The organism is Pseudomonas sp. 1 R 17, from assembly GCF_900067035.1.
GTDB classification, from domain to species: domain Bacteria; phylum Pseudomonadota; class Gammaproteobacteria; order Pseudomonadales; family Pseudomonadaceae; genus Aquipseudomonas; species Aquipseudomonas marginalis.
Genome location: NZ_FKLB01000053.1, coordinates 45159 through 66158, shown reverse-complemented (window position 1 = coordinate 66158; position 21000 = coordinate 45159). Strand labels below are relative to the sequence as shown.

General features: G+C 60.7%; 20 protein-coding genes. 15 read left to right on the top strand and 5 right to left on the bottom strand.

All coding sequences use genetic code 11. From position 1 onward, the window contains the following. The first annotated feature begins 14 nt into the window (after window positions 1-14). From BFP99_RS18430 to BFP99_RS18385, 10 genes are all read left to right on the top strand, one after another. Complete coding sequence (locus BFP99_RS18430; protein WP_065925928.1) at window positions 15-908, top strand: LysR family transcriptional regulator ArgP; 894 nt, start codon at window positions 15-17, stop codon at window positions 906-908. 52 nt (window positions 909-960) lie between these two features. Beyond that, entirely contained in the window at window positions 961-1959 is a 999-nt protein-coding gene (locus tag BFP99_RS18425) for an NAD-dependent epimerase/dehydratase family protein (RefSeq protein WP_065947869.1), read from the top strand. 127 nt (window positions 1960-2086) lie between these two features. Further along, the gene (locus BFP99_RS18420; protein ID WP_065947868.1) at window positions 2087-2932 is read left to right on the top strand and encodes an ATPase; all 846 of its coding nucleotides are present in this window, start codon (window positions 2087-2089) and stop codon (window positions 2930-2932) included. Between the two features lie 150 nt (window positions 2933-3082). Continuing rightward, on the top strand, window positions 3083-4342 hold the full coding sequence (locus tag BFP99_RS18415) for a D-mannose isomerase (protein ID WP_065925931.1): 1260 nt from the start codon (window positions 3083-3085) through the stop codon (window positions 4340-4342). Window positions 4343-4446: 104 nt separating this feature from the next. Next, window positions 4447-5733 carry an ABC transporter substrate-binding protein gene (locus BFP99_RS18410; protein WP_027605591.1) on the top strand — a complete coding sequence of 429 codons (1287 nt, stop codon included), beginning with the start codon at window positions 4447-4449 and terminating at the stop codon, window positions 5731-5733. An 80-nt stretch (window positions 5734-5813) separates the two neighbouring features. Next, window positions 5814-6722: a carbohydrate ABC transporter permease gene (locus BFP99_RS18405; protein WP_003175732.1), complete on the top strand. Its 909-nt coding sequence runs from the start codon at window positions 5814-5816 to the stop codon at window positions 6720-6722. Next, on the top strand, window positions 6715-7560 hold the full coding sequence (locus tag BFP99_RS18400; RefSeq protein ID WP_027605592.1) for a carbohydrate ABC transporter permease: 846 nt from the start codon (window positions 6715-6717) through the stop codon (window positions 7558-7560). Before BFP99_RS18405 ends, BFP99_RS18400 begins: the two co-directional genes overlap by 8 nt. Before the next feature lie 2 nt (window positions 7561-7562). Next, entirely contained in the window at window positions 7563-8723 is a 1161-nt protein-coding gene (locus BFP99_RS18395) for an ABC transporter ATP-binding protein (RefSeq protein ID WP_065947867.1), read from the top strand. Window positions 8724-8811: 88 nt separating this feature from the next. After that, window positions 8812-10158 (top strand): carbohydrate porin, encoded by a 1347-nt coding sequence (locus BFP99_RS18390; protein WP_065947866.1) that lies wholly within the window; start codon window positions 8812-8814, stop codon window positions 10156-10158. A 100-nt stretch (window positions 10159-10258) separates the two neighbouring features. Continuing rightward, complete coding sequence (locus tag BFP99_RS18385; RefSeq protein WP_065947865.1) at window positions 10259-11104, top strand: D-hexose-6-phosphate mutarotase; 846 nt, start codon at window positions 10259-10261, stop codon at window positions 11102-11104. Between the two features lie 155 nt (window positions 11105-11259). On the opposite strand, the gene BFP99_RS18380 is transcribed toward BFP99_RS18385, so the two are convergent. Continuing rightward, entirely contained in the window at window positions 11260-12120 is an 861-nt protein-coding gene (locus BFP99_RS18380; RefSeq protein ID WP_169898656.1) for a MurR/RpiR family transcriptional regulator, read from the bottom strand. Window positions 12121-12339: 219 nt separating this feature from the next. Here BFP99_RS18380 and zwf point away from each other — a divergent pair, with 219 nt between their 5' ends. Genes zwf through BFP99_RS18365 form a run of 3 tightly spaced genes read left to right on the top strand, consistent with a single transcriptional unit; the run spans window position 12340 to window position 15189 of the window. Next, window positions 12340-13806, top strand: coding sequence for a glucose-6-phosphate dehydrogenase (gene zwf, locus BFP99_RS18375; RefSeq protein WP_027605596.1), 1467 nt, complete (start codon window positions 12340-12342; stop codon window positions 13804-13806). Beyond that, window positions 13793-14506, top strand: coding sequence for a 6-phosphogluconolactonase (pgl, locus tag BFP99_RS18370; protein ID WP_027605597.1), 714 nt, complete (start codon window positions 13793-13795; stop codon window positions 14504-14506). The genes zwf and pgl overlap by 14 nt, the downstream gene beginning before the upstream one ends. Before the next feature lie 17 nt (window positions 14507-14523). Beyond that, window positions 14524-15189, top strand: coding sequence for a bifunctional 4-hydroxy-2-oxoglutarate aldolase/2-dehydro-3-deoxy-phosphogluconate aldolase (locus BFP99_RS18365; protein ID WP_026067364.1), 666 nt, complete (start codon window positions 14524-14526; stop codon window positions 15187-15189). A gap of 101 nt (window positions 15190-15290) precedes the next feature. Here the strand turns inward: BFP99_RS18365 and BFP99_RS18360 are convergent, their stop codons facing one another. Together BFP99_RS18360 and BFP99_RS18355 are read right to left on the bottom strand one after the other, a co-directional pair. Then, the gene (locus tag BFP99_RS18360; RefSeq protein ID WP_065947864.1) at window positions 15291-16466 is read right to left on the bottom strand and encodes an aminotransferase class V-fold PLP-dependent enzyme; all 1176 of its coding nucleotides are present in this window, start codon (window positions 16464-16466) and stop codon (window positions 15291-15293) included. Window positions 16467-16476: 10 nt separating this feature from the next. Then, window positions 16477-16713, bottom strand: coding sequence for a DUF3820 family protein (locus BFP99_RS18355; RefSeq protein ID WP_017139191.1), 237 nt, complete (start codon window positions 16711-16713; stop codon window positions 16477-16479). 207 nt (window positions 16714-16920) lie between these two features. Between BFP99_RS18355 and BFP99_RS18350 the strand changes: the two genes are divergently transcribed. After that, window positions 16921-17388 carry a ferritin-like domain-containing protein gene (locus tag BFP99_RS18350; RefSeq protein WP_032891010.1) on the top strand — a complete coding sequence of 156 codons (468 nt, stop codon included), beginning with the start codon at window positions 16921-16923 and terminating at the stop codon, window positions 17386-17388. A 146-nt stretch (window positions 17389-17534) separates the two neighbouring features. Here the strand turns inward: BFP99_RS18350 and BFP99_RS18345 are convergent, their stop codons facing one another. Continuing rightward, window positions 17535-18005: a MaoC family dehydratase gene (locus BFP99_RS18345; RefSeq protein WP_003175719.1), complete on the bottom strand. Its 471-nt coding sequence runs from the start codon at window positions 18003-18005 to the stop codon at window positions 17535-17537. Between the two features lie 57 nt (window positions 18006-18062). After that, a complete protein-coding gene (locus BFP99_RS18340) occupies window positions 18063-19007 on the bottom strand; it encodes an alpha/beta hydrolase (protein ID WP_065925284.1) in 945 nt (314 codons plus the stop codon). A gap of 223 nt (window positions 19008-19230) precedes the next feature. Here BFP99_RS18340 and fadD2 point away from each other — a divergent pair, with 223 nt between their 5' ends. Next, a complete protein-coding gene (gene fadD2, locus BFP99_RS18335) occupies window positions 19231-20919 on the top strand; it encodes a long-chain-fatty-acid--CoA ligase FadD2 (RefSeq protein ID WP_065925283.1) in 1689 nt (562 codons plus the stop codon). Window positions 20920-21000 lie beyond the last annotated feature (81 nt).

The following is a 21000-nucleotide window of genomic DNA, read 5'->3' as shown; positions in this document are numbered from 1 at the left end:
CATTAGAGAAACTGATGTTCGACTATAAATTGCTTTCCGCCCTGGCGGCGGTGGTGGAACAGGCCGGCTTCGAGCGCGGTGCCCAGGTATTGGGGCTGTCGCAATCGGCGATTTCCCAGCGCATCAAGTTATTGGAAGCACGCATCGGCCAGCCGGTGCTGGTGCGGGTTACGCCGCCGGCGCCCACCGATATCGGTCGGCGTTTGCTTAACCATGTGCAGCAGGTGCGGCTGCTGGAGCGCGACCTGCAAAGCCAGGTGCCGGCGCTGGACGAAGAAGGCATGCCTGAACGCCTGCGCATCGCCCTGAATGCCGACAGCCTGGCCACTTGGTGGGCCGAGGCGGTCAGCGACTTCTGTGCCGAGCAGCATTTGCTGCTGGATCTGGTCGTAGAAGACCAGACGGTGGGACTCAAGCGCATGCGCGCCGGGGAAGTAGCCGCCTGTATCTGCGCCAGCGAGCGCCCGGTGGCCGGAGCCCGCAGCCTGTTGCTCGGCGCCATGCGTTATCGGGCGTTGGCCAGCCCTGCATTTGTTGCACGGCATTTCCCCCAAGGTGTGCGTGCCGAGCAACTGGCGCGCACACCGGCACTGGTGTTCGGCCCGGATGATTTCCTGCAGCACCGCTACCTGGCGTCTCTGGGCGTGGACGGCGGTTTCGAACACCATTTATGCCCATCGTCCGAAGGCTTTATCCGCCTGGCGGAAGCCGGGCTCGGCTGGGGGCTGGTGCCTGAGTTGCAGGTGCGCGACCAACTGGAAAAGGGCGTGTTGGTCGAGTTGATGCCAGATAAGCCCATCGATGTACCGTTGTACTGGCATCATTGGCGCAGCGGCGGGCAGCTGTTGGGCCTGTTGACCGACCACCTGGCCCAAGCCTGCGGACAATGGTTGGTGCCGTTGGACTGATGGCGGTCGTCAAGGCAACTGCGATGAAAAATGAAAGAACACGGGGTAATACATGAAGATTCTGGTCACCGGCGCAAGCGGCTTCATCGGCGGGCGCTTTGCGCGTTTCGCCCTGGAGCAGGGCCTGGACGTGCGGGTCAACGGGCGGCGCGCCGAGGGTGTGGAGCACCTGGTTCGACGCGGTGCCGAGTTTATCCAGGGTGACTTGAGTGATGCCGACCTGGTGCGCGACCTGTGCCGCGATGTCGAAGCCGTGGTGCATTGTGCAGGCGCCGTGGGCTTGTGGGGGAAGTACCAGGACTTCCATCAAGGCAACGTGCTGGTGACTGAAAACGTCGTGGAAGCCTGCCTCAAGCAGCGCGTGGGCCGTCTGGTGCACCTGTCGTCGCCGTCGATCTACTTCGACGGGCGCGATCACCTCGGGTTGACCGAAGAGCAAGTCCCCAAGCGCTTCAAGCATCCCTATGCGGCCACGAAGTACCTGGCCGAACAGAAAGTGTTCGGCGCCCAGGAGTTCGGCCTCGAGGTGCTGGCCCTGCGCCCGCGTTTCGTCACCGGTGCCGGTGACATGAGTATTTTTCCGCGCCTGTTGAAGATGCAGTGCAAGAACCGCCTGGCTATCGTCGGCGACGGTCTCAACAAGGTCGACTTCACCAGTGTGCACAACCTCAACGAAGCGCTGCTCAGCAGCTTGCTGGCCACCGGTTCGGCCCTGGGCAAGGCCTACAACATCAGCAACGGCACGCCGGTGCCGGTGTGGGATGTGGTCAATTACGTGATGCGCCAAATGGAGCTGCCCCAGGTGACCCGTTATCGCTCCTACGGCTTGTCTTACAGCGTGGCGGCGCTTAACGAAGCCTTTTGCGCAATGTGGCCCGGTCGTCCGGAGCCGGCGTTATCGCGCCTGGGCATGCAGGTAATGAACAAAGATTTCACCCTCGACATCAGCCGGGCCAGGCATTATCTGGATTACGAGCCCAAGGTCAGCCTGTGGACTGCCCTCGACGAGTTCTGCAGTTGGTGGAAGGCCCAGGATCCCGGGTTCAAATAAGGTCACAACAGGCAACACATCGGGAACCGAATTCCAGGTTCCGGGTCGATCAACGCGATGGGGTTGGGGTTTATACTCCCGTCGCTCGGCTTTCCAGCCAGCTAACTCACCGATTCAGGGTTGATTCATGCGTAACGATGCCAAAGACGATTTCGACAACATTCCCAGCCTGCGGGCCGATCTTGGGGATGACGATGATTTCGAACCTTCCCCGGCCACCTCGGTGCGTTCGCGCAACACGCCCGTGGTCAAGGTCAAGGGCGCCAGCACCGGCCCGCTGTGGGCATTGATCGGCGCGCTGCTGATCGCCTTCGCCGGCCTGGCCTGGTGGAGCTTCCAGCAGATTTCCCTGATGGGCCAGCAGTTGGTAGCCACCCAGGAAAGCTTTGCGCGCATCAGCGAAGAAGCGGCAGGGCGCCTGCAGGACATTTCCGGCAAGGTCGTAGCCAGTGAAGCCAACGTGAACAACGGCAGCGAAGCGCTGAAACTGCAGATCAAACAGCTGGAAACCCAGTTGCTGGAGCAGGGCAAGCAGCAACTCGGCGTTGCCGGCCAGGCCACCGAGCTGGACAAGCGCCTGGCGCAAATGACTGCCAGCACCACTGAGCTGTCGAGCGCCAATGCCAAGCTGCAGGGCCAGGTGCAAGCCTTGACCGATGCAGTGGCCACCCTGAAGGCAGCGCAGGGCGATGCCGGCAAGCGCGATACGGAGATAAAGGAATTGGCTGCTGATGTGGCCGCCTTGAAAAAACAAGGTAACCCGAGCGCAGCCATCGCCCGTCTTGAGCAGGACCTCGTGGTACTCAAAAGCGCCCAGGACAGCCAGCCGGCCAACAGCGATGCGCCGACCAACAAGGAGTTCGACGTGTTCCGCATCCAGACCACCCGCAATATCACCACCTTGCAGAGCCAGGTGCAGAACCTGAATCAGCGCCTGAATGCGCCGGCGGCAGCAACGCCGCTCGGCCAGTAATATCGGGCCTGTGGCAAGCTTGCTTGCCACAGGCCGCCTAGCGGCTTGAATGTCACCATCTGGTGACATTTCCCATCCCCTTCGTTACTTGCCCCCACCTTGCCCTTGTTTAGACTCCGGTCATCCCACAAACAATAATAAGGGCCACCCATGACCACGCGACCACTGCCTGCCAGCAGTTGGCTGAATGCACCTGCCCATCACGACTGGCTCGCCGCCGAAGGGCAGCGCCTGCTGGCCTTCGCCAAGGCCTCCCGTCTGCCTGAGGGTTTTGGCAACCTCGACGACAGAGGCCAGTTGCCGGCCGATGCTCGCGCCGAAACCATGAATACCGCGCGCATGACCCACAGCTTCGCCATGGCCCATGCCATGGGCTTGCCGGGTTATGCCGAATTGGTGGCGCACGGTGTTGCGGCCCTGGGCGGACCTTTGCGTGACAGCGAACACGGTGGCTGGTTCGCCGTGCCCCAGGCCCTGGACGGCAACAGCGGCAAGGCGGCCTACCTGCATGCCTTTGTCGCCCTGGCCGCCAGCTCGGCCGTGGTGGCAGGCGCGCCCGGTGCGCAAAATCTGCTGAACGACGCCATCCATATCATCGACCAGTTCTTCTGGAGCGAAGAGGAGGGCGTGATGCTCGAATCCTTCGCCCGGGACTGGAGCGGCGTCGAAGCCTATCGCGGCGCCAACAGCAACATGCACGCCACCGAAGCCTTCCTGGCCCTGGCCGATGTCACCGCCGACACACGTTGGCTGGATCGCGCCCTGCGCATCGTCGAGCGAGTGATTCATACCCACGCCGCCGCCAACCAGTTCATGGTAATCGAGCATTTCGACGCGCAATGGAAACCCCTGCTCGATTACAACGAAGACAACCCCGCCGATGGCTTCCGCCCGTATGGCATCACCCCTGGCCATGGCTTTGAGTGGGCGCGGCTGGTGCTGCACCTGGAAGCCGCGCGCCTGCAGGCCGGGCTGGCCACGCCGGACTGGCTGCTGAGCGCCGCCAAGGGCCTGTTTGCCAGCGCCTGCGACTATGCCTGGGCCGTGGATGGCGCCCCCGGTATCGTCTACACCCTGGACTGGAACCACCGCCCGGTCGTGCGCGAGCGTCTGCACTGGACCCACGCCGAAGCCAGCGCCGCTGCCCAGGCCTTGCTCAAACGCACGGGTGAGCTGCATTACGAAACCTGGTACCGGCGTTTCTGGGAGTTTTGCGACACCCATTTCATCGACCGCCTCCACGGCAGCTGGCACCACGAACTCAGCCCGCACAACCAGCCCAGCAGCACCATCTGGGGCGGTAAACCGGACCTGTACCATGCCTGGCAAGCGGTCGTGCTGCCTGCACTGCCCCTGGCACCGAGCATGGCCAGCGCTTTAGGCGCTGGGTGTTATGTCACCAAGTGGTGACATTTGTGCATCCCTTTGTTACCTGTGCTCGAAAAAACCATGTTTAAACTCCGTGCAGCGCAAGCTCCAGACTTGCATGCATAACAACAAGAAAAGGTATTCAGATGAACGCGATTAATCGCCTCGCCGTAGCTATTTCCGTTGCCTCGTTGTTTCCCCTCAGTGCATTTGCCGCCGACTCCAAAGGGACGGTTGAAGTTGTGCATTGGTGGACCTCGGGTGGCGAAAAAGCGGCTGTAGATGTCCTGAAGGCCCAAGTCGAGAAAGACGGCTTCACCTGGAAAGACGGCGCCGTCGCAGGTGGCGGTGGCGCTACTGCCATGACCGTGCTGAAAAGCCGCGCGGTCGCCGGCAACCCGCCAGGCGTTGCCCAGATCAAAGGCCCCGACATCCAGGAGTGGGCCTCTACCGGCCTGCTCGACACCGACGTCCTGAAGTCCGTCGCCAAAGACGAAAAATGGGATTCCCTGCTCGACAAGAAGGTCTCCGACACCGTGAAGTACGACGGCGACTACGTTGCCGTACCGGTCAACATCCACCGCGTGAACTGGCTGTGGATCAACCCGGAAGTCTTCAAGAAAGCCGGTATCACCAAGAACCCAACCACCCTCGAAGAATTCTACGCCGCCGGCGACAAGCTCAAGGCCGCGGGCTTTATCCCGCTCGCCCACGGTGGCCAGCCTTGGCAGGACAGCACCGTGTTCGAAGCGGTGGTCCTGTCGGTAATGGGCGCCGATGGCTACAAGAAAGCCCTGGTCGACCTCGATAACGCTGCGCTGACCGGCCCGGAAATGGTCAAGTCCCTGACCGAGCTGAAGAAAGTCGCGACCTATATGGACGTCGACGGCAAAGGCCAGGACTGGAACCTCGAAGCAGGCAAGGTCATCAACGGCAAGGCCGGTATGCAGATCATGGGTGACTGGGCCAAGTCCGAATGGACTGCCGCCAAGAAAGTCGCCGGCAAAGACTACGAGTGCGTAGCCTTCCCGGGCACCGACAAAGCCTTCACCTACAACATCGACTCCCTGGCGGTGTTCAAGCAGAAAGACAAAGGCACTGCTGCTGGCCAGCAGGACATCGCCAAAGTCGTGCTGGGTGAAAACTTCCAGAAGGTGTTCAGCATCAACAAGGGCTCGATCCCTGTTCGCAACGACATGCTGAACAAAATGGACTCCTACGGTTTCGACTCCTGCGCCCAGACTGCCGCCAAGGACTTCCTGGCTGACGCCAAGACCGGCGGCCTGCAGCCAAGCATGGCGCACAACATGGCCACCACCCTGGCGGTGCAAGGTGCGTTCTTCGATGTCGTGACCAACTACATCAACGACCCGAAAGCCGACCCGGCCGACACCGCCAAGAAACTCGGCGCTGCGATCAAGTCTGCCAAGTAACGGTTGACCTTGTGAGGGGGATCCCTGACCCCTCACAAGGCGTGCTTCTGTAGTCCTTTTTCCCTGTATTGGATTTCCCCATGAGTTCTGTTGCTGTGTTCAGCAAAGCCTCGCCGTTCGATGCACTGCAGCGCTGGCTACCCAAACTGGTGCTGGCGCCCAGCATGTTCATCGTGTTGGTGGGTTTCTACGGCTACATCCTGTGGACGTTTGTGCTCTCGTTCACCACCTCTACGTTCCTGCCAAGCTACAAATGGGCGGGTCTTGCGCAATACGAGCGGTTGTTCGACAACGACCGTTGGTGGGTGGCGAGCAAGAACCTGGCGCTGTTCGGCGGGATGTTCATCGGCATCACCCTGGTGATCGGCGTGACGCTGGCGATTTTCCTCGACCAGAAAATCCGCCGCGAAGGTTTTATCCGCACCATTTACCTGTACCCGATGGCGCTCTCGATGATCGTCACCGGTACCGCCTGGAAATGGCTGCTCAACCCGGGCATGGGCCTGGACAAACTCCTGCGTGACTGGGGCTGGGAAGGCTTCCGTCTCGACTGGCTGATCGACCCGGACCGCGTGGTCTACTGCCTGGTGATTGCCGCCGTGTGGCAAGCCTCCGGTTTCATCATGGCGATGTTCCTCGCCGGCCTGCGTGGCGTTGATCAGTCGATCATCCGTGCCGCCCAGATCGACGGCGCAAGCCTGCCGCGCATCTACTGGAGCGTGGTGCTGCCCAGCCTGCGTCCGGTGTTCTTCAGTGCGGTGATGATCCTGGCGCACATTGCGATCAAGAGCTTCGACCTGGTGGCGGCCATGACGGCCGGTGGCCCGGGCTATTCGTCCGACCTGCCCGCCATGTTCATGTACTCGTTCACCTTCAGCCGTGGCCAGATGGGCATGGGCTCGGCCAGTGCAATCCTGATGCTCGGTGCGATCCTCGCGATCATCGTGCCTTACCTCTACTCCGAGCTGAGGACCAAGCGTAATGACTAGTCTCGCTGCCAAACCTGCCATCAGCCTGAGCCGCATCGCGATCTACGCGGTGTTGATCCTCGCTGTATTGCTGTACCTGGTACCGCTGGTGGTGATGTTGCTCACCAGCTTCAAGACCCCGGAAGACATCAGCACCGGCAACCTGTTGAGCTGGCCGACCGTGGTCAGCGGCATCGGCTGGGTCAAGGCCTGGGCCACCGTGGATGGCTACTTCTGGAACTCGCTCAAGATCACCGTGCCGGCCGTGCTGATTTCCACCGCCATCGGTGCATTGAACGGTTATGTGCTGTCGTTCTGGCGCTTCCGTGGTTCGCAGCTGTTCTTCGGCTTGCTGTTGTTCGGCTGCTTCCTGCCGTTCCAGACCGTGCTGCTGCCTGCGTCGTTCACCCTCGGCAAGATGGGCCTGGCCAGCACCACCACCGGCCTGGTGTTTGTGCACGTGGTGTACGGCCTGGCGTTCACCACGCTGTTCTTCCGTAACTACTACGTGAGCATCCCGGATGCGCTGATCAAGGCGGCACGCCTGGACGGGGCCGGTTTCTTCACCATCTTCCGTCAGATCATTCTGCCGATGTCCACGCCGATCATCATGGTCTGCCTGATCTGGCAGTTCACCCAGATCTGGAACGACTTCCTGTTCGGTGTGGTGTTCTCCAGTGGCGACTCCCAGCCCATCACGGTGGCGCTGAACAACCTGGTCAACACCAGCACCGGGGCCAAGGAATATAACGTGGATATGGCGGCGGCGATGATCGCCGGGCTGCCGACCCTGCTGGTCTATGTGATCGCAGGCAAGTATTTCGTGCGCGGCCTGACGGCCGGCGCGGTCAAGGGGTAATCATGGCTACGCTTGAACTTCGCAATGTAAACAAGACCTATGGCGCCGGCCTGCCCGACACCTTGAAGAACATCGAACTGTCGATCAAGGAAGGGGAGTTCCTGATCCTGGTCGGCCCTTCGGGTTGCGGTAAGTCCACGCTGATGAACTGCATCGCCGGCCTGGAGACCATCACCGGCGGCGCGATCATGATCGGCGACCAGGACGTCAGCGGCATGAGCCCCAAGGACCGTGACATCGCCATGGTGTTCCAGTCCTACGCGCTGTACCCGACCATGAGCGTGCGCGAGAACATCGAGTTCGGCCTCAAGATCCGCAAGATGCCCCAGGCCGACATCGACGCCGAAGTGGCGCGCGTGGCCAAGCTGCTGCAGATCGAACACCTGCTCAACCGCAAGCCGGGCCAGCTCTCCGGCGGCCAGCAACAGCGCGTGGCCATGGGCCGGGCCCTGGCGCGTCGGCCGAAGATCTACCTGTTCGACGAACCGCTGTCGAACCTCGATGCCAAGCTGCGCGTCGAGATGCGTACCGAAATGAAGCTGATGCACCAGCGCCTCAAGACCACCACGGTCTACGTGACCCACGACCAGATCGAAGCGATGACCCTGGGCGATAAGGTGGCGGTGATGAAGGACGGCATCATCCAACAATTCGGCACGCCGAAAGAAATTTACAACGACCCTGCTAACCTATTTGTGGCAAGCTTTATCGGTTCACCACCGATGAACTTCGTTCCTATGCGTCTAAAACGCAAGGACGGGAAGTTGGTGGCGCTGCTCGACAGCGGCCAGGCGCGATGCGAATTGTCGCTGGGTATGAACGACGCCGGCCTGGAAGACCGTGATGTGATCCTGGGCCTGCGCCCGGAGCAGATCGTGTTGGCGGCGGGTGAGGGTAATGGTTCATCGAGCATTCGTGCCGAGGTCCAGGTCACCGAGCCGACCGGCCCGGACACACTGGTGTTTGTGCAGCTCAATGACACCAAGGTCTGCTGCCGTTTGGCGCCTGATGTGGCGCCGCAGGTGGGCGAGACCCTGACACTGCAATTCGATCCATCCAAGGTATTGCTGTTCGACGCCAACACGGGCGAGCGCCTCGGCACTGCTTCTTCATTGCCCGCACAGGGGCATGCGGACAACGTGGCCCAATTCAAAGGTCGCTGAAGTAGATAAGTTGTTGTTTTAGATGAAAAAAAAAGTAACCCGCGTTAGATAAAAACAGTTTAATAACAATAAAGACGAGGATGTAGGGATGAAAAAGCAACACAACAACACTCGGCTGATCTGCCAACTGTCAGCAGCAGCAGCCCTTGTACTGTCCGCCAATGCGATGGCGGCCGATGCATTCAGTGTCGACTCCAAGTGGATGACCGGTGATTGGGGCGGCGAGCGTACCAAGCTGATCGAGCAAGGTATCGACATCAAGGCTGACTACGTAGGGGAAATGGGCGCCAACCTGCGCGGCGGCTACAACGACGACAGGACCGGCCGTTACTCCGACCAGTTCGGGTTGGGCGTGGCGCTGGACCTGCAAAAGCTGTGGGGCTGGGATAACACCCAGGCCAAGATCCAGCTGACTAACCGTAATGGCCAGAACATCTCCAACGACCGCATTGGCGACCCGCGTGCCGGCACGCTGAGCTCGTCCATGGAAGTCTACGGTCGTGGCCACATGGTGCGTCTGACCCAGTTCTGGATTCAGCACCAGATGTTCGACAACAAGCTGGACGTGAAGCTCGGCTACTTCGGTGAAGGCGAAGACTTCAACACCTTCCCGTGCGACTTCCAGAACCTGTCGTTCTGTGGCTCCCAGGTCGGCAACTATGTAAACACCTGGTACAACTGGCCGGTCAGCCAGGCCGCGATCCGCGTGAAGTACAACATCACGCCTGAGCTGTATGCGCAAATCGGTGCATACAACCAGAACCCGTCGCAGCTGGAGCACGGCAACGGCTTCAAACTCAGCGGCAGCGGCACCAAGGGCACCGTGATTCCGGTGGAGTTGGTCTGGTCGCCGAAGGTGAATAACCTGCCGGGCGAATACCGTGTGGGTTACTACAAGAGCGCCGCCGATGCTGCTGACGTTCGTGAAGACGTCAATGGCAACGATGCTGCTACCACCGGTGCGGCCTACCGTACCCGCAGCAGCAAAAAAGGCTACTGGTTCGTTGCCCAGCAGCAACTCACCACCCATAACGGCGACGCTTCCCGTGGCTTGAACATCGCCGCCAACGCGACCTTCCACGACAAGGAAACCAACCTGGTCGACAACTACCAGTCGTTGATGCTGGTGTACAAAGGCCCATTCGACGCGCGTCCGAAAGATGACGTCGGTATTGGTGCTGCGCGTCTGCACGTCAACGATGACGTGAAGAAAAACGCCGAACTGCTGAATGCCGCCAACGGCGTGGCCGACTACGACAACCCGCTGTTCTCGCCGATCCGCGAAACCGAGTACAACTTCGAAATCAACTACGGTTTCCACGTCACCAACTGGCTGACCGTGCGTCCCAACCTGCAATACGTTGTCCAACCGGGCGGCGTGGATAAAGTCGACAACGCGCTGGTGGCGGGCCTGAAAATTCAGTCTACGTTCTAACGCTGTTGCGATAAGCTCCTTCTCTCTGTGCGCATTTTGCGGGTAGCCATGGCTATCCGCTTTTTTTTGGGTGGCACTGTGATATTTGGGACCGTGGCACATGCATGAGCAACCGCTGCAACGCTTTTTCAAATCCCTGCGCGAGCGTCCGGTGTTCGCCTGGGAGCGCTTTCAGATGCGCGACGTGTTGGTGATCGACCATCCGCTGTGCCAGGCGGTGTTCAGTCGCCAGGGCGCGCAACTGTTGCACTTTCAGCCCCGTGGCCAGAAACCCTGGCTGTGGTGTGCGGCCAAGTGGCCGCAAGTCGGCGCCATCCGTGGCGGCATACCGGTGTGCTGGCCGTGGTATGGCCGCCATCCGAGCGAAAACGCATGGCCTTCCCATGGTTGGGCGCGGTTGATCGACTGGAAGCTGCTCGACAGCAGCAGCGACGACGACGGCGTGCGCCTGCACTGGCAATTGCAGCTGTGCGACTGGCAGGTCGACCTGCACGCGCACCTGGGCGACACCCTGGAATTGCGCCTGAGCACCGAGCACCAGGATGAGTTGCCGTGCCAGTTGAGCCATGCTTTGCACGCTTACTGGCGTATTGGTCACGTCGATGAGATAGCGCTGTCTGGGCTCGACGGCGCGCACGGTTACGACCAGCTCAATCGCCAGGCGTGCCAGCAGGAAGGCGAACTAAGGGTTGATGGCGGCTGCCAGCGGGTGTTCCAGCACGATGGCGAACTGCACCTCAAGGATCACGCCTGGCAGCGTGAATTGTGCATTGATACCGGCGACAGCGCCGACACCGTCGTATGGCATCCCGGCAGCCGGCCGCTGCTGGGGGTGAGCTTCAACGAAGCGTCGGGGTTTGTGTGCGTGGAGTCGGCGATGGCCGGGGCGAGTCTGGCGCCGGGGGAGAGGGCGCATCTCAGTTTGCAGGCGCGGGCAGGCGCCTAGCACATTGTCGTAGATACCGTCTTATCCGACACTGCGCAAAACCGTAGCAGCTGCCGAGCGCAAGCGAGGCTGCGTCAGGCGCGCTGCCGATTCAAGCCCGAGTCGCGGCCGACGCAGCCTCGCTTGCGCTCGGCAGCTGCTACGGTGGCAGGGGCTTAGTTGAACTCATCCCCCACCGGATACCGGCTGTCATTCAAGCTCTCTTTGATCTTGCGCAAATGCGGCTGGAAATCCACTCCACGGCGCAAGGTCATACCGGTCGCCAGCACATCCAGCACCGTCAACTGAATGATCCGTGAGGTCATCGGCATATAGATGTCGGTGTCTTCGGGCAGCGGAATGTTCAGGCTTACGGTACTGGCCTTGGCCAGCGGCGAGTTCTCGGCGGTTACGCCCAGCACCGACGCACCGTTTTCCCGGGCGATACGCGCCACTTCCACCAGCTCACGGGTGCGCCCGGTGTAGGAAATAATCACGAACAGCTCGCCCGTGTGGGCCACCGAGGCGATCATGCGTTGCATCAGCACGTCGGCGTGGGCGGTGACCGCCAGGTTGAAGCGGAAAAACTTGTGCAGCGCGTCCATGGCCACCGGGGCCGAAGCGCCCAGGCCGAAGAAGTGGATCTGCCGCGCCTGGATCAACAGGTCCACGGCCTTGCTGATCAGGGCCGGGTCCAGGGCCTGGCAGGCGGCGTCCAGCGAGGCGATGGCGCTGCCAAAGATCTTCTGGGTGTAGGCCTCGGGGTTATCATCGGCCTCCACGGCGCGGCTGACATACGCTGCGCCACTGGCCAGGCTTTGCGCCAACTGCAATTTAAGTTCAGGGTAACCGCTGACGCCGAACGAACGGCAGAAACGGTTGACCGTCGGTTCACTGACCGAGGCGGCCTGGGCAAGGGCTGCGATGGAGAAGCGGGTCGCCTGCTGCGGGTTGAGCAGGATGACCTCGGCCACTTTTTTCTCAGCCTTGTTCAATTCTTCGAGGCGGTTCCGGATCTGTTCCAGAAGATTTCGCACGCGGTCCATTCAGTCTTTCCTTCGGGCGACGATGCAAATAAAGGGTGGCAACCAATCGACGAGTGGCCTTTTGCGGTGGCCTATCCTACTGAGGGTAGCTGAACACCACCACTCGGAATGCGTATTTCCGGAAAATGTTGTGGTTATTACTACATTTTTCCTTGAGTGATGCCTTGAAAAAAGGTATTTGTAGCTTAACTTGATAAAAGAACAAACATCATGCCTTCGATAACCGTAGAACCCTGCACCTTTGCCCTGTTTGGCGCCTTGGGTGATCTGGCGCTGCGCAAGTTATTTCCTGCCCTCTATCAACTCGATGGCGCCGGGCTGCTGCACGACGATACCCGTATCCTGGCCCTGGCCCGGGAAGCCGGTTCCGAGCAGCAACACCTGGCCCATATCGAAAAAGAATTGCGTAAATACGTCGGCAAGGAACTGGACGAGAGCATCGCCCAGCGCTTCCTGGCGCGCCTGACCTATGTCCACGTCGACTTCATGAAAGCCGATGACTACGTGGCCCTGGCGGAAAAGGCCGGCACCGAACAACGCCTGATTGCCTACTTCGCCACGCCTGCGGCGGTGTACGGTGCGATCTGCGAGAACCTGTCCAAGGTCGGCCTGGCGGAAAACACCCGCGTCGTGCTGGAGAAACCCATCGGTTCGGACCTGGAATCCTCGCGCAAGGTCAACGACGCCGTGGCGCAGTTCTTCCCGGAAAACCGCACCTACCGTATCGACCACTACCTGGGCAAAGAGACCGTCCAGAACCTGATCGCCCTGCGTTTCGCCAACAGTCTGTTCGAAACCCAGTGGAACCAGAACTACATCTCCCACGTGGAAATCACCGTGGCCGAGCAGGTCGGTATCGAAGGCCGTTGGGGCTATTTCGACAAGGCCGGCCAGCTGCGCGACATGATCCAGAACCACCTGCTGCAACTGCTTTGCCTGATCGCCATGGACCCGCCGGCCGACCTGTCCGCCGACAGCATCCGTGACGAGAAGGTCAAGGTGCTCAAGGCCCTGGCGCCGATCAGCCCGGATGGCCTTACCACTCAAGTGGTGCGTGGCCAGTACATCGCCGGCTACAGCGCCGGCAAGCCGGTGCCCGGTTACCTGGAAGAAGAGAACTCCAACACCCAGAGCGACACCGAAACCTTCGTCGCCCTGCGCGCCGATATTCGTAACTGGCGTTGGGCCGGGGTGCCGTTCTACCTGCGCACCGGCAAGCGCATGCCGCAGAAGCTGTCGCAGATCGTCATCCATTTCAAGGAACCGTCCCACTACATCTTCGCCCCCGAACAGCGCCTGCAGATCAGCAACAAGCTGATCATCCGCCTGCAGCCGGACGAAGGTATTTCCCTGCGCGTGATGACCAAGGAGCAGGGCCTGGACAAGGGCATGCAACTGCGCAGCGGGCCACTGCAATTGAATTTTTCCGACACCTATCGCAGCGCGCGCATCCCCGATGCCTACGAGCGTTTGCTGCTGGAAGTGATGCGCGGCAATCAGAACCTGTTTGTTCGCAAAGATGAAATCGAAGCCGCGTGGAAGTGGTGTGACCAGTTGATCGCCGGGTGGAAAAAATCCGGTGATGCGCCCAAGCCGTATGCGGCGGGGTCCTGGGGGCCGATGAGCTCGATTGCACTGATCACGCGGGATGGGAGGTCTTGGTATGGCGATATCTGAATTGAAACTGCCTCGGGGCGTGACTGCCCACGAGTACCGCACGCCTGTGCTGCTGGCGGACGGCCTGGCCAACGACGTGGCCGAACAACTGCGCGCGGCCATCAGTGCCCGTGGCGAAGCGACCCTGGTGGTGTCCGGTGGCCGCAGCCCCGTGGCGTTTTTCCAGAACCTGGCCAAGCAAGGCCTGGACTGGTCCAAGGTCACCATCACCCTGGCCGATGAGCGCTGGGTGCCGGTGGAACACGCCGACAGCAATGCCGGCCTGTTGAAGCAGCACCTGTTGCAAGGCCCGGCGGCCAAGGCCAGGTTCCTCAGCCTGTACAGCGCCGCCGCCAACCTTGAAGACGCTGCCGAGCAGGCCGATCGCCTGCTGGCCGAGTTGCCGGCCATTGATGTGCTGGTGCTGGGCATGGGCGATGACGGCCACACCGCATCGCTGTTTCCCAACAGCCCGAACCTCGCCGCTGCACTGCAGGCCGACGGTACCCGCCGTTGCTGGCCGATGCTGGCGCCGACCGTGCCGCACCAGCGCCTGACCATGAGTCGCGCATTGCTGGCCACGGCCCACTACACCGCGCTGTCGATTTCCGGCAGTTCGAAATTGACCACCTTGAGCGCCGCGCTGGCCAGTGACGACGTCGCTGCCATGCCGATTCGCGCGTTTTTGCAACCTACTTTAGAGATTTACTGGTGCCCATGAGCCAAGGATCAGCCGCTATGAAAAGCCCTCAACCGACCGTGTCCATGGCGGATAAAGTTGCCCTGATCGACAGCCTCTGCGCCAAGGCGCGGATCCTGCCGGTGATCACCATTGCCCGCGAGCAGGACATCCTGCCGCTGGCCGATGCCCTGGCAGCCGGTGGTTTGACCGCATTGGAAGTGACCTTGCGTTCCGAGTTCGGCCTCAAGGCCATTCAGGTGCTGCGTGAGCAGCGGCCTGAACTGTGCACCGGCGCCGGCACCGTACTCGACCGCCACATGCTTGAAGCGGCGGAAGTCGCCGGTTCGCAATTTATCGTCACCCCCGGCATCACCCGTGACCTGCTGGAAGCCTCGGTGCACAGCCCGATCCCGCTGCTGCCAGGCATCAGCAACGCCTCCGGCATCATGGAAGGCTACGGCCTGGGCTACCGTCGCTTCAAGCTGTTCCCGGCCGAAGTCAGCGGTGGTGTCGCCGCGATCAAGGCCTTGGGCGGCCCGTTCGGCGAAGTGAAATTCTGCCCGACCGGCGGCGTCGGCCCGGCCAATATCAAAAGCTACATGGCGTTGAAAAACGTGATGTGCGTGGGCGGCAGCTGGATGCTTGACCCGGAGTGGGTCAAGAACGGCGACTGGGCCCGCATCCAGGAAGTCACCGCGCAGGCGCTGGCGCTGCTGGATTGATCTGATTCATCGAATCGTTGTTGCTGTGCTTAACGGCATTTTTGCGGTGCACTTGGTCGGTGTACCGCTTTTTTTTGCCGGTAAAAACCTGAGGCCCACTTTTAATCTCTGCTTAGCTCGGTAATGGCATTGACCAGGACATTGATGTCCTCCGCCGACGTCACCAACCCCGGTGTCACGCGGATACAGGTACCAAACGCCGCACCGGTGCGCGTAGTAGTGAACAGCCCATAGTCCTTGAGCATGCGATCCACCATCACCTGCTGATCCCACCCGCTGAACTTGAACGCCGTAATCCCGCAATACAGCCGTGGATCATCCGGCGTCAGCACCTCGATCCCCGGCAACGGTCGCACCTGTCTCACCCATAAATCCCGCAGGTAATTGATCCGCGCGCCCTTGGCCGCCGCGCCACCCAGCGCGCGATGTTCTTGCAGTACCAGCGGCAAGGTCATCAGTGCCGGAAAGTTCGGCGTGCTGTACGACGTACGTGCCCGCACGTCGGTGGCGGGGTAGTGGAACTCGCCCATGTCCGGATCAATATCTGCCAGGCGTTCGGGGGCGATATAGAGGAACCCCAGGGTCAGCGGCGCGCCGATCCATTTGTGCAGGTTGAAGCCGGCGAACGCAATGCCCAGTTCGGCGAGGTTGAACTCGATCTGGCCCAGTGCATGGGCGCCGTCGAGGATCACGTCGATGGCATGCTCACGCGCGGCCTTGGCGATGGCCTCTACGGGCATCACCAGGCCGGTGCGGTGGGTCACATGGGTCAGTGCCATGAGCTTCAGGCGCGGGTATTGGGCGAACGCATCGCGATAGGTCTGCAACAGGCTGTCGAAACTGGCCGGGTGGGTGTGGGACAGTTCTATCACCTCCACACCGCGAACCCCCGCCAACCAGCGCATCGCACCTTTGACCGTGTCGTACTCCAGGTCGCTGATCAGCACCTGATCGCCGGGTTGCAGGCGGTTGTAGTTGCGGATCAGCGACTGCAAGGCTTCGGTGGCGTTGCGGGTAAAGGCGACTGCCTCGGGGTCGACGTCGATCAGGCCCGCCAGTTGGCGACGGAGCTCGACGTTTTCACCTTGCTCGAAGCGCTGGCGCACATACAGCGAGTTGCAGCGGTTGATAAACGCCACATGCTCCAGGTACTGCGCCTGCACTTCGCGGCTCATACGCCCGAAGTAGCCGTTCTCCAGGTTGATCGGGCCGGGCTCCAGCGCATAGCGCTGGGCGATGGCCTGCCAGTGAGGTTCGTTGTCAGCATTCCTTGGCATGGCGAGTCTCTTAATGGCGGGGGGCGGGTTTGCCGTGTTTAACGCGCAGCGGTTCCAACAATTCAGACAAGCCGTTGTGGTCGATTTCCTGCATCAATGCCAGCAACCCACCCAGTTCGCCGTGGGGAAAGCCTTCGCGGGCGAACCAGTTCAGGTAGGGACCCGGCAGGTCGGCGATGATCCGGCCCTTGTATTTGCCGAAGGGCATTTCGCGGGTGATCAGCAGTTCGAGTTTTTCGGGATTCATGGGCTTCGTGTTGAGTGAGGCGAGGTCTTCGAAAATACAGGCATTCTGCATGAAGGCCAAATGACAGATCATGCAAATAACGTACATACAGATGGTTCAAATATTTTTAAGTGATTGAAAATAAACATAAAAGTAATTTTTCAAAACCTGGCACGAGCGCTGCAATCATTAAGGCAACCCTTCTTCACCTGCCTAAGGAATTGAAAAATGACTGACATCAACAAAGAATCGATCTCCGTACTGAACGACCTGATCGAGACCAGTATCGACGGCCAGAAAGGCTTCAAGGAATGCGCAGAAGACATCAAGCATCCGGAACTCAAGGCGCTGTTTGCCAAGCGCTCCGCTGACTGCGCTACCGCCGCCGCCGAATTGAAGACCGCCGTGCGTGCCCTGGGCGGTGATCCGGAAGACTCCGGCAGCGTAGCCGGCGCCCTGCACCGTGGCTGGGTCGACGTGAAGTCGATGGTGACCGGTAAGGACGAAGAGGCTGTGCTGAACGAAGCCGAGCGCGGCGAAGATCACGCACTGAAGGCTTATAAAGAAGCCATCGAGAAGATCAACAAGCACAACCTGCTGGGCATTCGTGATCTGGTTGAGCGTCAGTACCACGGCGTGCAACGCAATCACGACCAGGTAAAAGCCCTGCGTAACCAGGCTCGCGCTCAGTCGTAAGCGCTCCTAAGCGCTGCTGTGTAAGACATGTGGGAGGGGGCTTGCTCCCGATAGCGGTGGGTCAGTCGATATTTCAATGACTGACACACCGCCATCGGGGGCAGCCCCCTCCCACATTTGCAGGGTGTTGGCCTTGAAAACCGTACTCAGCCGATGCTGATCGGCGGCAACTCGGTCAAGGTCACGACCTGCTGCTTGCGTGGTGCAAGAATTTCCGCCTCGCCATCCACGACCAGCTCATCGCGCTGGTTGAACACACGGGTGGCAATGCGTACGCGAAACTTCGGCAGCTTCTCGAGGATTTCCAGGCGCACGGTCAGGGTATCGCCGATTTTCACCGGCTTCTGGAAGCTCATCTGCTGGCCGATATAGATAGTGCCCGGCCCGGGCAGCTCACACGCAACGGCCGCGCTGATCAGGGCGCCGCTGAACATACCGTGGGCGATACGCTCCTTGAACATGGTCGCCTTGGCGTATTCGGCATCCAGGTGTACCGGGTTGTGGTCGCCGGACATGGCGGCAAACAGCTGGATATCACGCTCTTCGACGGTCTTGCTGTAGCTGGCGGTCTGGCCGACTTCAAGGGCTTCGTACGGGGTGTTGGTTACCTGGGTCATCTAAAGGTGCATCCTGTGGCTAATCGGTAATTTAACTATCTGATTTTAAACGTAAATTTATTCGCAGTGGGCCGGCCTGCGCAAGGTCAGGGCCTGGTCGAGCCACGTCAGCACATCGGCGGTGACTTCGTCGCGATTGGTTTCGTTGAACACTTCGTGACGCGCCTGCGGGTAGATATTCAGTTGCAGGTGCTGGCTGCCGGCCTCACGCAGGGCATGGGCCAGGCTTTTGAGACGCTTGCCCTCACTGACCGGATCACATTCGCCGCCCATCACCAGGATCGGCAGGCCCGGATCGATCTGGGCGAGATTGGACGCTTTGCTGATTTGCTGCAAGCCGCCGAGCAGATCGATCCATAGTTGGTTGGTACAGCGGAAGCCGCAGAGTGGATCGTTGATGTATTTGTCGACTTCGTTCGGGTCACGGCTGAGCCAGTCGAACGCGGTGCGAGTGGGCTTGAATGCCTTGTTGAACGAGCCGAACGACAGGAACTCGATCAACGCACTGCGCCCGCGCACACCCTGGCGCAGGCGTTCGGCGCGAGCGATCAGCCGTGCGGCGCGGTACAGCGCCACGGGCTGGAAATTCGAACCGCTGAGAATCGCTCCATGCAGGCTGGCGCTGTGGTGCAGCAGGTAGGCCTGGGCGATATAGCTGCCCATGCTGTGGCCCAGCAAAATGATCGGCAGCCCCGGCTGCTGCTGGCCGATGTGCTGGTTGAGGCTGGCCAGGTCGCCGACCACTTTGTTCCAGCCATCCTTTTCGGCATACAGGCCCAGCGTACCTTCGTCGGCGGTGCGGCCGTGGCCACGCTGGTCCGGCGCATACACGCCATAGCCTGCACTGCACAAGGCTTCGGCCAGCCGCGCATAGCGCCCGCTGTGCTCCGCCATGCCGTGGGACAGCATGACCACCGCCTTGGCCGGGCCGTCGGGCATCCAATGATTGACGTACAGGCGGCTGCGGTCATTCGCGGTCAGCCAGAAGGTGCTGTGGTTCATGGGGTTCCCTTTCTCAAGGTCTGCTCAAGGTCTGCTCGACGTTGTTGCAGTGTATAGCTCATCTGTCAGGCGACGGGGTATCTGCCTGCGCATCAGGGACAAGATTCATACAATCAATGACGCAATTTGCTGTATTTGCCTGTTTGGCCATAGCTGCTAACGTCCCCCAAGCTCCGCTTTCTATAAAAGCGGCCAGACACCTTCAGGTAAGGGGACAAGAATAATGCAACCTGATTTCTGGAATGACAAACGCGCGGCGGGCGTTCCCAATGACATCGACCTGTCGGCCTACAAGTCGGTAATCGAAGTCTTCGAGCGCTCGTGCAAGGCCTTTGCCGACCGTCCGGCATTCAGCAACATGGGCGTCACCCTGACCTACGCCGAGCTTGAGCGCCAGAGTGCGGCGTTCGCCGGCTACCTGCAGCAGCACACCGACCTCAAGCCCGGCGAGCGCATCGCCGTGCAGATGCCCAACGTGCTGCACTACCCGATCGCCGTGTTCGGCGCACTGCGCGCCGGGCTGATCGTGGTCAACACCAACCCGCTCTACACCCCGCGCGAGATGCGCCACCAGTTCAAGGACGCCGGCGTGCGTGCCCTGGTCTACCTCAACCTGTTCGGTTCGCGGGTGCAGGACGTGTGCACCGACACCGAGATCGACTACCTGATCGAAGCCAGGATGGGCGACTTCATGCCCGCTGCCAGAGGCTGGCTGGTCAACACCGTGGTCGACAAGGTCAAGAAGATGGTCCCGGCCTACCACCTGCCGCGTGCGGTGTCGTTCAAGCGCGCCCTGCGCATGGGCGCGGGCCTCGGCGTGACGCGCCATCCGGTGAACCTGGACGATATTGCCGTGCTGCAATACACCGGCGGCACCACCGGCCTGGCCAAGGGCGCGATGCTCACCCATGGCAACCTGGTGGCGAACATGCAACAGGCGCGCGCGTGCATGTCCCAGGTGGGCGACGACGGCCACCCGCTGATCAAGGAAGGGCAGGAGGTGATGATCGCGCCGCTGCCGCTGTACCATATCTATGCCTTCACCGCGAACTGCATGTGCATGATGGTCTCGGGTAACCACAACGTACTGATCACCAACCCCAGGGACATCGGTGGGTTTATCAAGGAGCTGAAAAAGTGGCGCTTTACCGGGCTGCTGGGGCTCAACACGCTGTTTGTGGCGTTGATGGACCACCCGGAGTTCAAGAACCTGGATTTCTCCCACCTCAAGCTCACCAACTCCGGCGGTACGGCCCTGATCAAGGCTACGGCCGAACGCTGGGAGCAGATCACCGGCTGCTCGATCGGCGAGGGCTATGGCCTGACGGAAACTTCGCCGGTGGCCAGCACCAACCCCTACGGCAAGAAATCACGCCTGGGGACCGTGGGCATCCCGGTGCCCGCCACGGCGATGAAGGTAATTGATGACGAAGGCACCGAGCTGCCCCTGGGCGAGCGCGGTGAGTTGTGCATCAAGGGCCCGCAGGTGATGAAGGGCTACTGGCAGCAACCGGCGGCCACTGCTGAGGCCCTGGACGCCGAAGGCTGGCTGAAGACCGGTGACATCGCGGTGATCGACGAAGATGGGTTTGTGCGCATTGTCGACCGCAAGAAGGATTTGATCATCGTCTCGGGTTTCAATGTATACCCCAACGAAATCGAGGACGTGGTGATGGCCCATCCGGCCGTGGCCAACTGCGCGGTGATCGGCGTGCCGGACGAGCGCACGGGGGAGGCGGTGAAGCTGTTCGTGGTGGCGCGTGCAGAAGGGGTGAGCCTTGAGGAGTTGAAGGCGTACTGCAAGACCAACTTCACGGGTTACAAGGTGCCCAAGCACATTGTGTTGCGCGACTCGTTACCGATGACGCCGGTAGGGAAGATCCTGCGCAGGGAACTACGCGACATCGCCTGATGTGAGATGCGGTAAAAATGTGGGAGGGGCGGTGCGACGATTCGACTTGCCCCCTCCCACATTTGTCGTGCGTCGTCCTGA

Excerpts from the sequence above, each read along its gene's own strand:
- BFP99_RS18430 (WP_065925928.1), top strand. The coding sequence starts at position 15 with ATGTTCGACTATAAATTGCTTTCCGCCCTGGCGGCGGTGGTGGAACAG.
- BFP99_RS18425 (WP_065947869.1), top strand. The coding sequence starts at position 961 with ATGAAGATTCTGGTCACCGGCGCAAGCGGCTTCATCGGCGGGCGCTTT.
- BFP99_RS18420 (WP_065947868.1), top strand. The coding sequence starts at position 2,087 with ATGCGTAACGATGCCAAAGACGATTTCGACAACATTCCCAGCCTGCGG.
- BFP99_RS18415 (WP_065925931.1), top strand. The coding sequence starts at position 3,083 with ATGACCACGCGACCACTGCCTGCCAGCAGTTGGCTGAATGCACCTGCC.
- BFP99_RS18410 (WP_027605591.1), top strand. The coding sequence starts at position 4,447 with ATGAACGCGATTAATCGCCTCGCCGTAGCTATTTCCGTTGCCTCGTTG.
- BFP99_RS18405 (WP_003175732.1), top strand. The coding sequence starts at position 5,814 with ATGAGTTCTGTTGCTGTGTTCAGCAAAGCCTCGCCGTTCGATGCACTG.
- BFP99_RS18400 (WP_027605592.1), top strand. The coding sequence starts at position 6,715 with ATGACTAGTCTCGCTGCCAAACCTGCCATCAGCCTGAGCCGCATCGCG.
- BFP99_RS18395 (WP_065947867.1), top strand. The coding sequence starts at position 7,563 with ATGGCTACGCTTGAACTTCGCAATGTAAACAAGACCTATGGCGCCGGC.
- BFP99_RS18390 (WP_065947866.1), top strand. The coding sequence starts at position 8,812 with ATGAAAAAGCAACACAACAACACTCGGCTGATCTGCCAACTGTCAGCA.
- BFP99_RS18385 (WP_065947865.1), top strand. The coding sequence starts at position 10,259 with ATGCATGAGCAACCGCTGCAACGCTTTTTCAAATCCCTGCGCGAGCGT.
- zwf (WP_027605596.1), top strand. The coding sequence starts at position 12,340 with ATGCCTTCGATAACCGTAGAACCCTGCACCTTTGCCCTGTTTGGCGCC.
- pgl (WP_027605597.1), top strand. The coding sequence starts at position 13,793 with ATGGCGATATCTGAATTGAAACTGCCTCGGGGCGTGACTGCCCACGAG.
- BFP99_RS18365 (WP_026067364.1), top strand. The coding sequence starts at position 14,524 with ATGAAAAGCCCTCAACCGACCGTGTCCATGGCGGATAAAGTTGCCCTG.
- BFP99_RS18360 (WP_065947864.1), bottom strand. The coding sequence starts at position 16,466 with ATGCCAAGGAATGCTGACAACGAACCTCACTGGCAGGCCATCGCCCAG.
- BFP99_RS18355 (WP_017139191.1), bottom strand. The coding sequence starts at position 16,713 with ATGAATCCCGAAAAACTCGAACTGCTGATCACCCGCGAAATGCCCTTC.
- BFP99_RS18350 (WP_032891010.1), top strand. The coding sequence starts at position 16,921 with ATGACTGACATCAACAAAGAATCGATCTCCGTACTGAACGACCTGATC.
- BFP99_RS18345 (WP_003175719.1), bottom strand. The coding sequence starts at position 18,005 with ATGACCCAGGTAACCAACACCCCGTACGAAGCCCTTGAAGTCGGCCAG.
- BFP99_RS18340 (WP_065925284.1), bottom strand. The coding sequence starts at position 19,007 with ATGAACCACAGCACCTTCTGGCTGACCGCGAATGACCGCAGCCGCCTG.
- fadD2 (WP_065925283.1), top strand. The coding sequence starts at position 19,231 with ATGCAACCTGATTTCTGGAATGACAAACGCGCGGCGGGCGTTCCCAAT.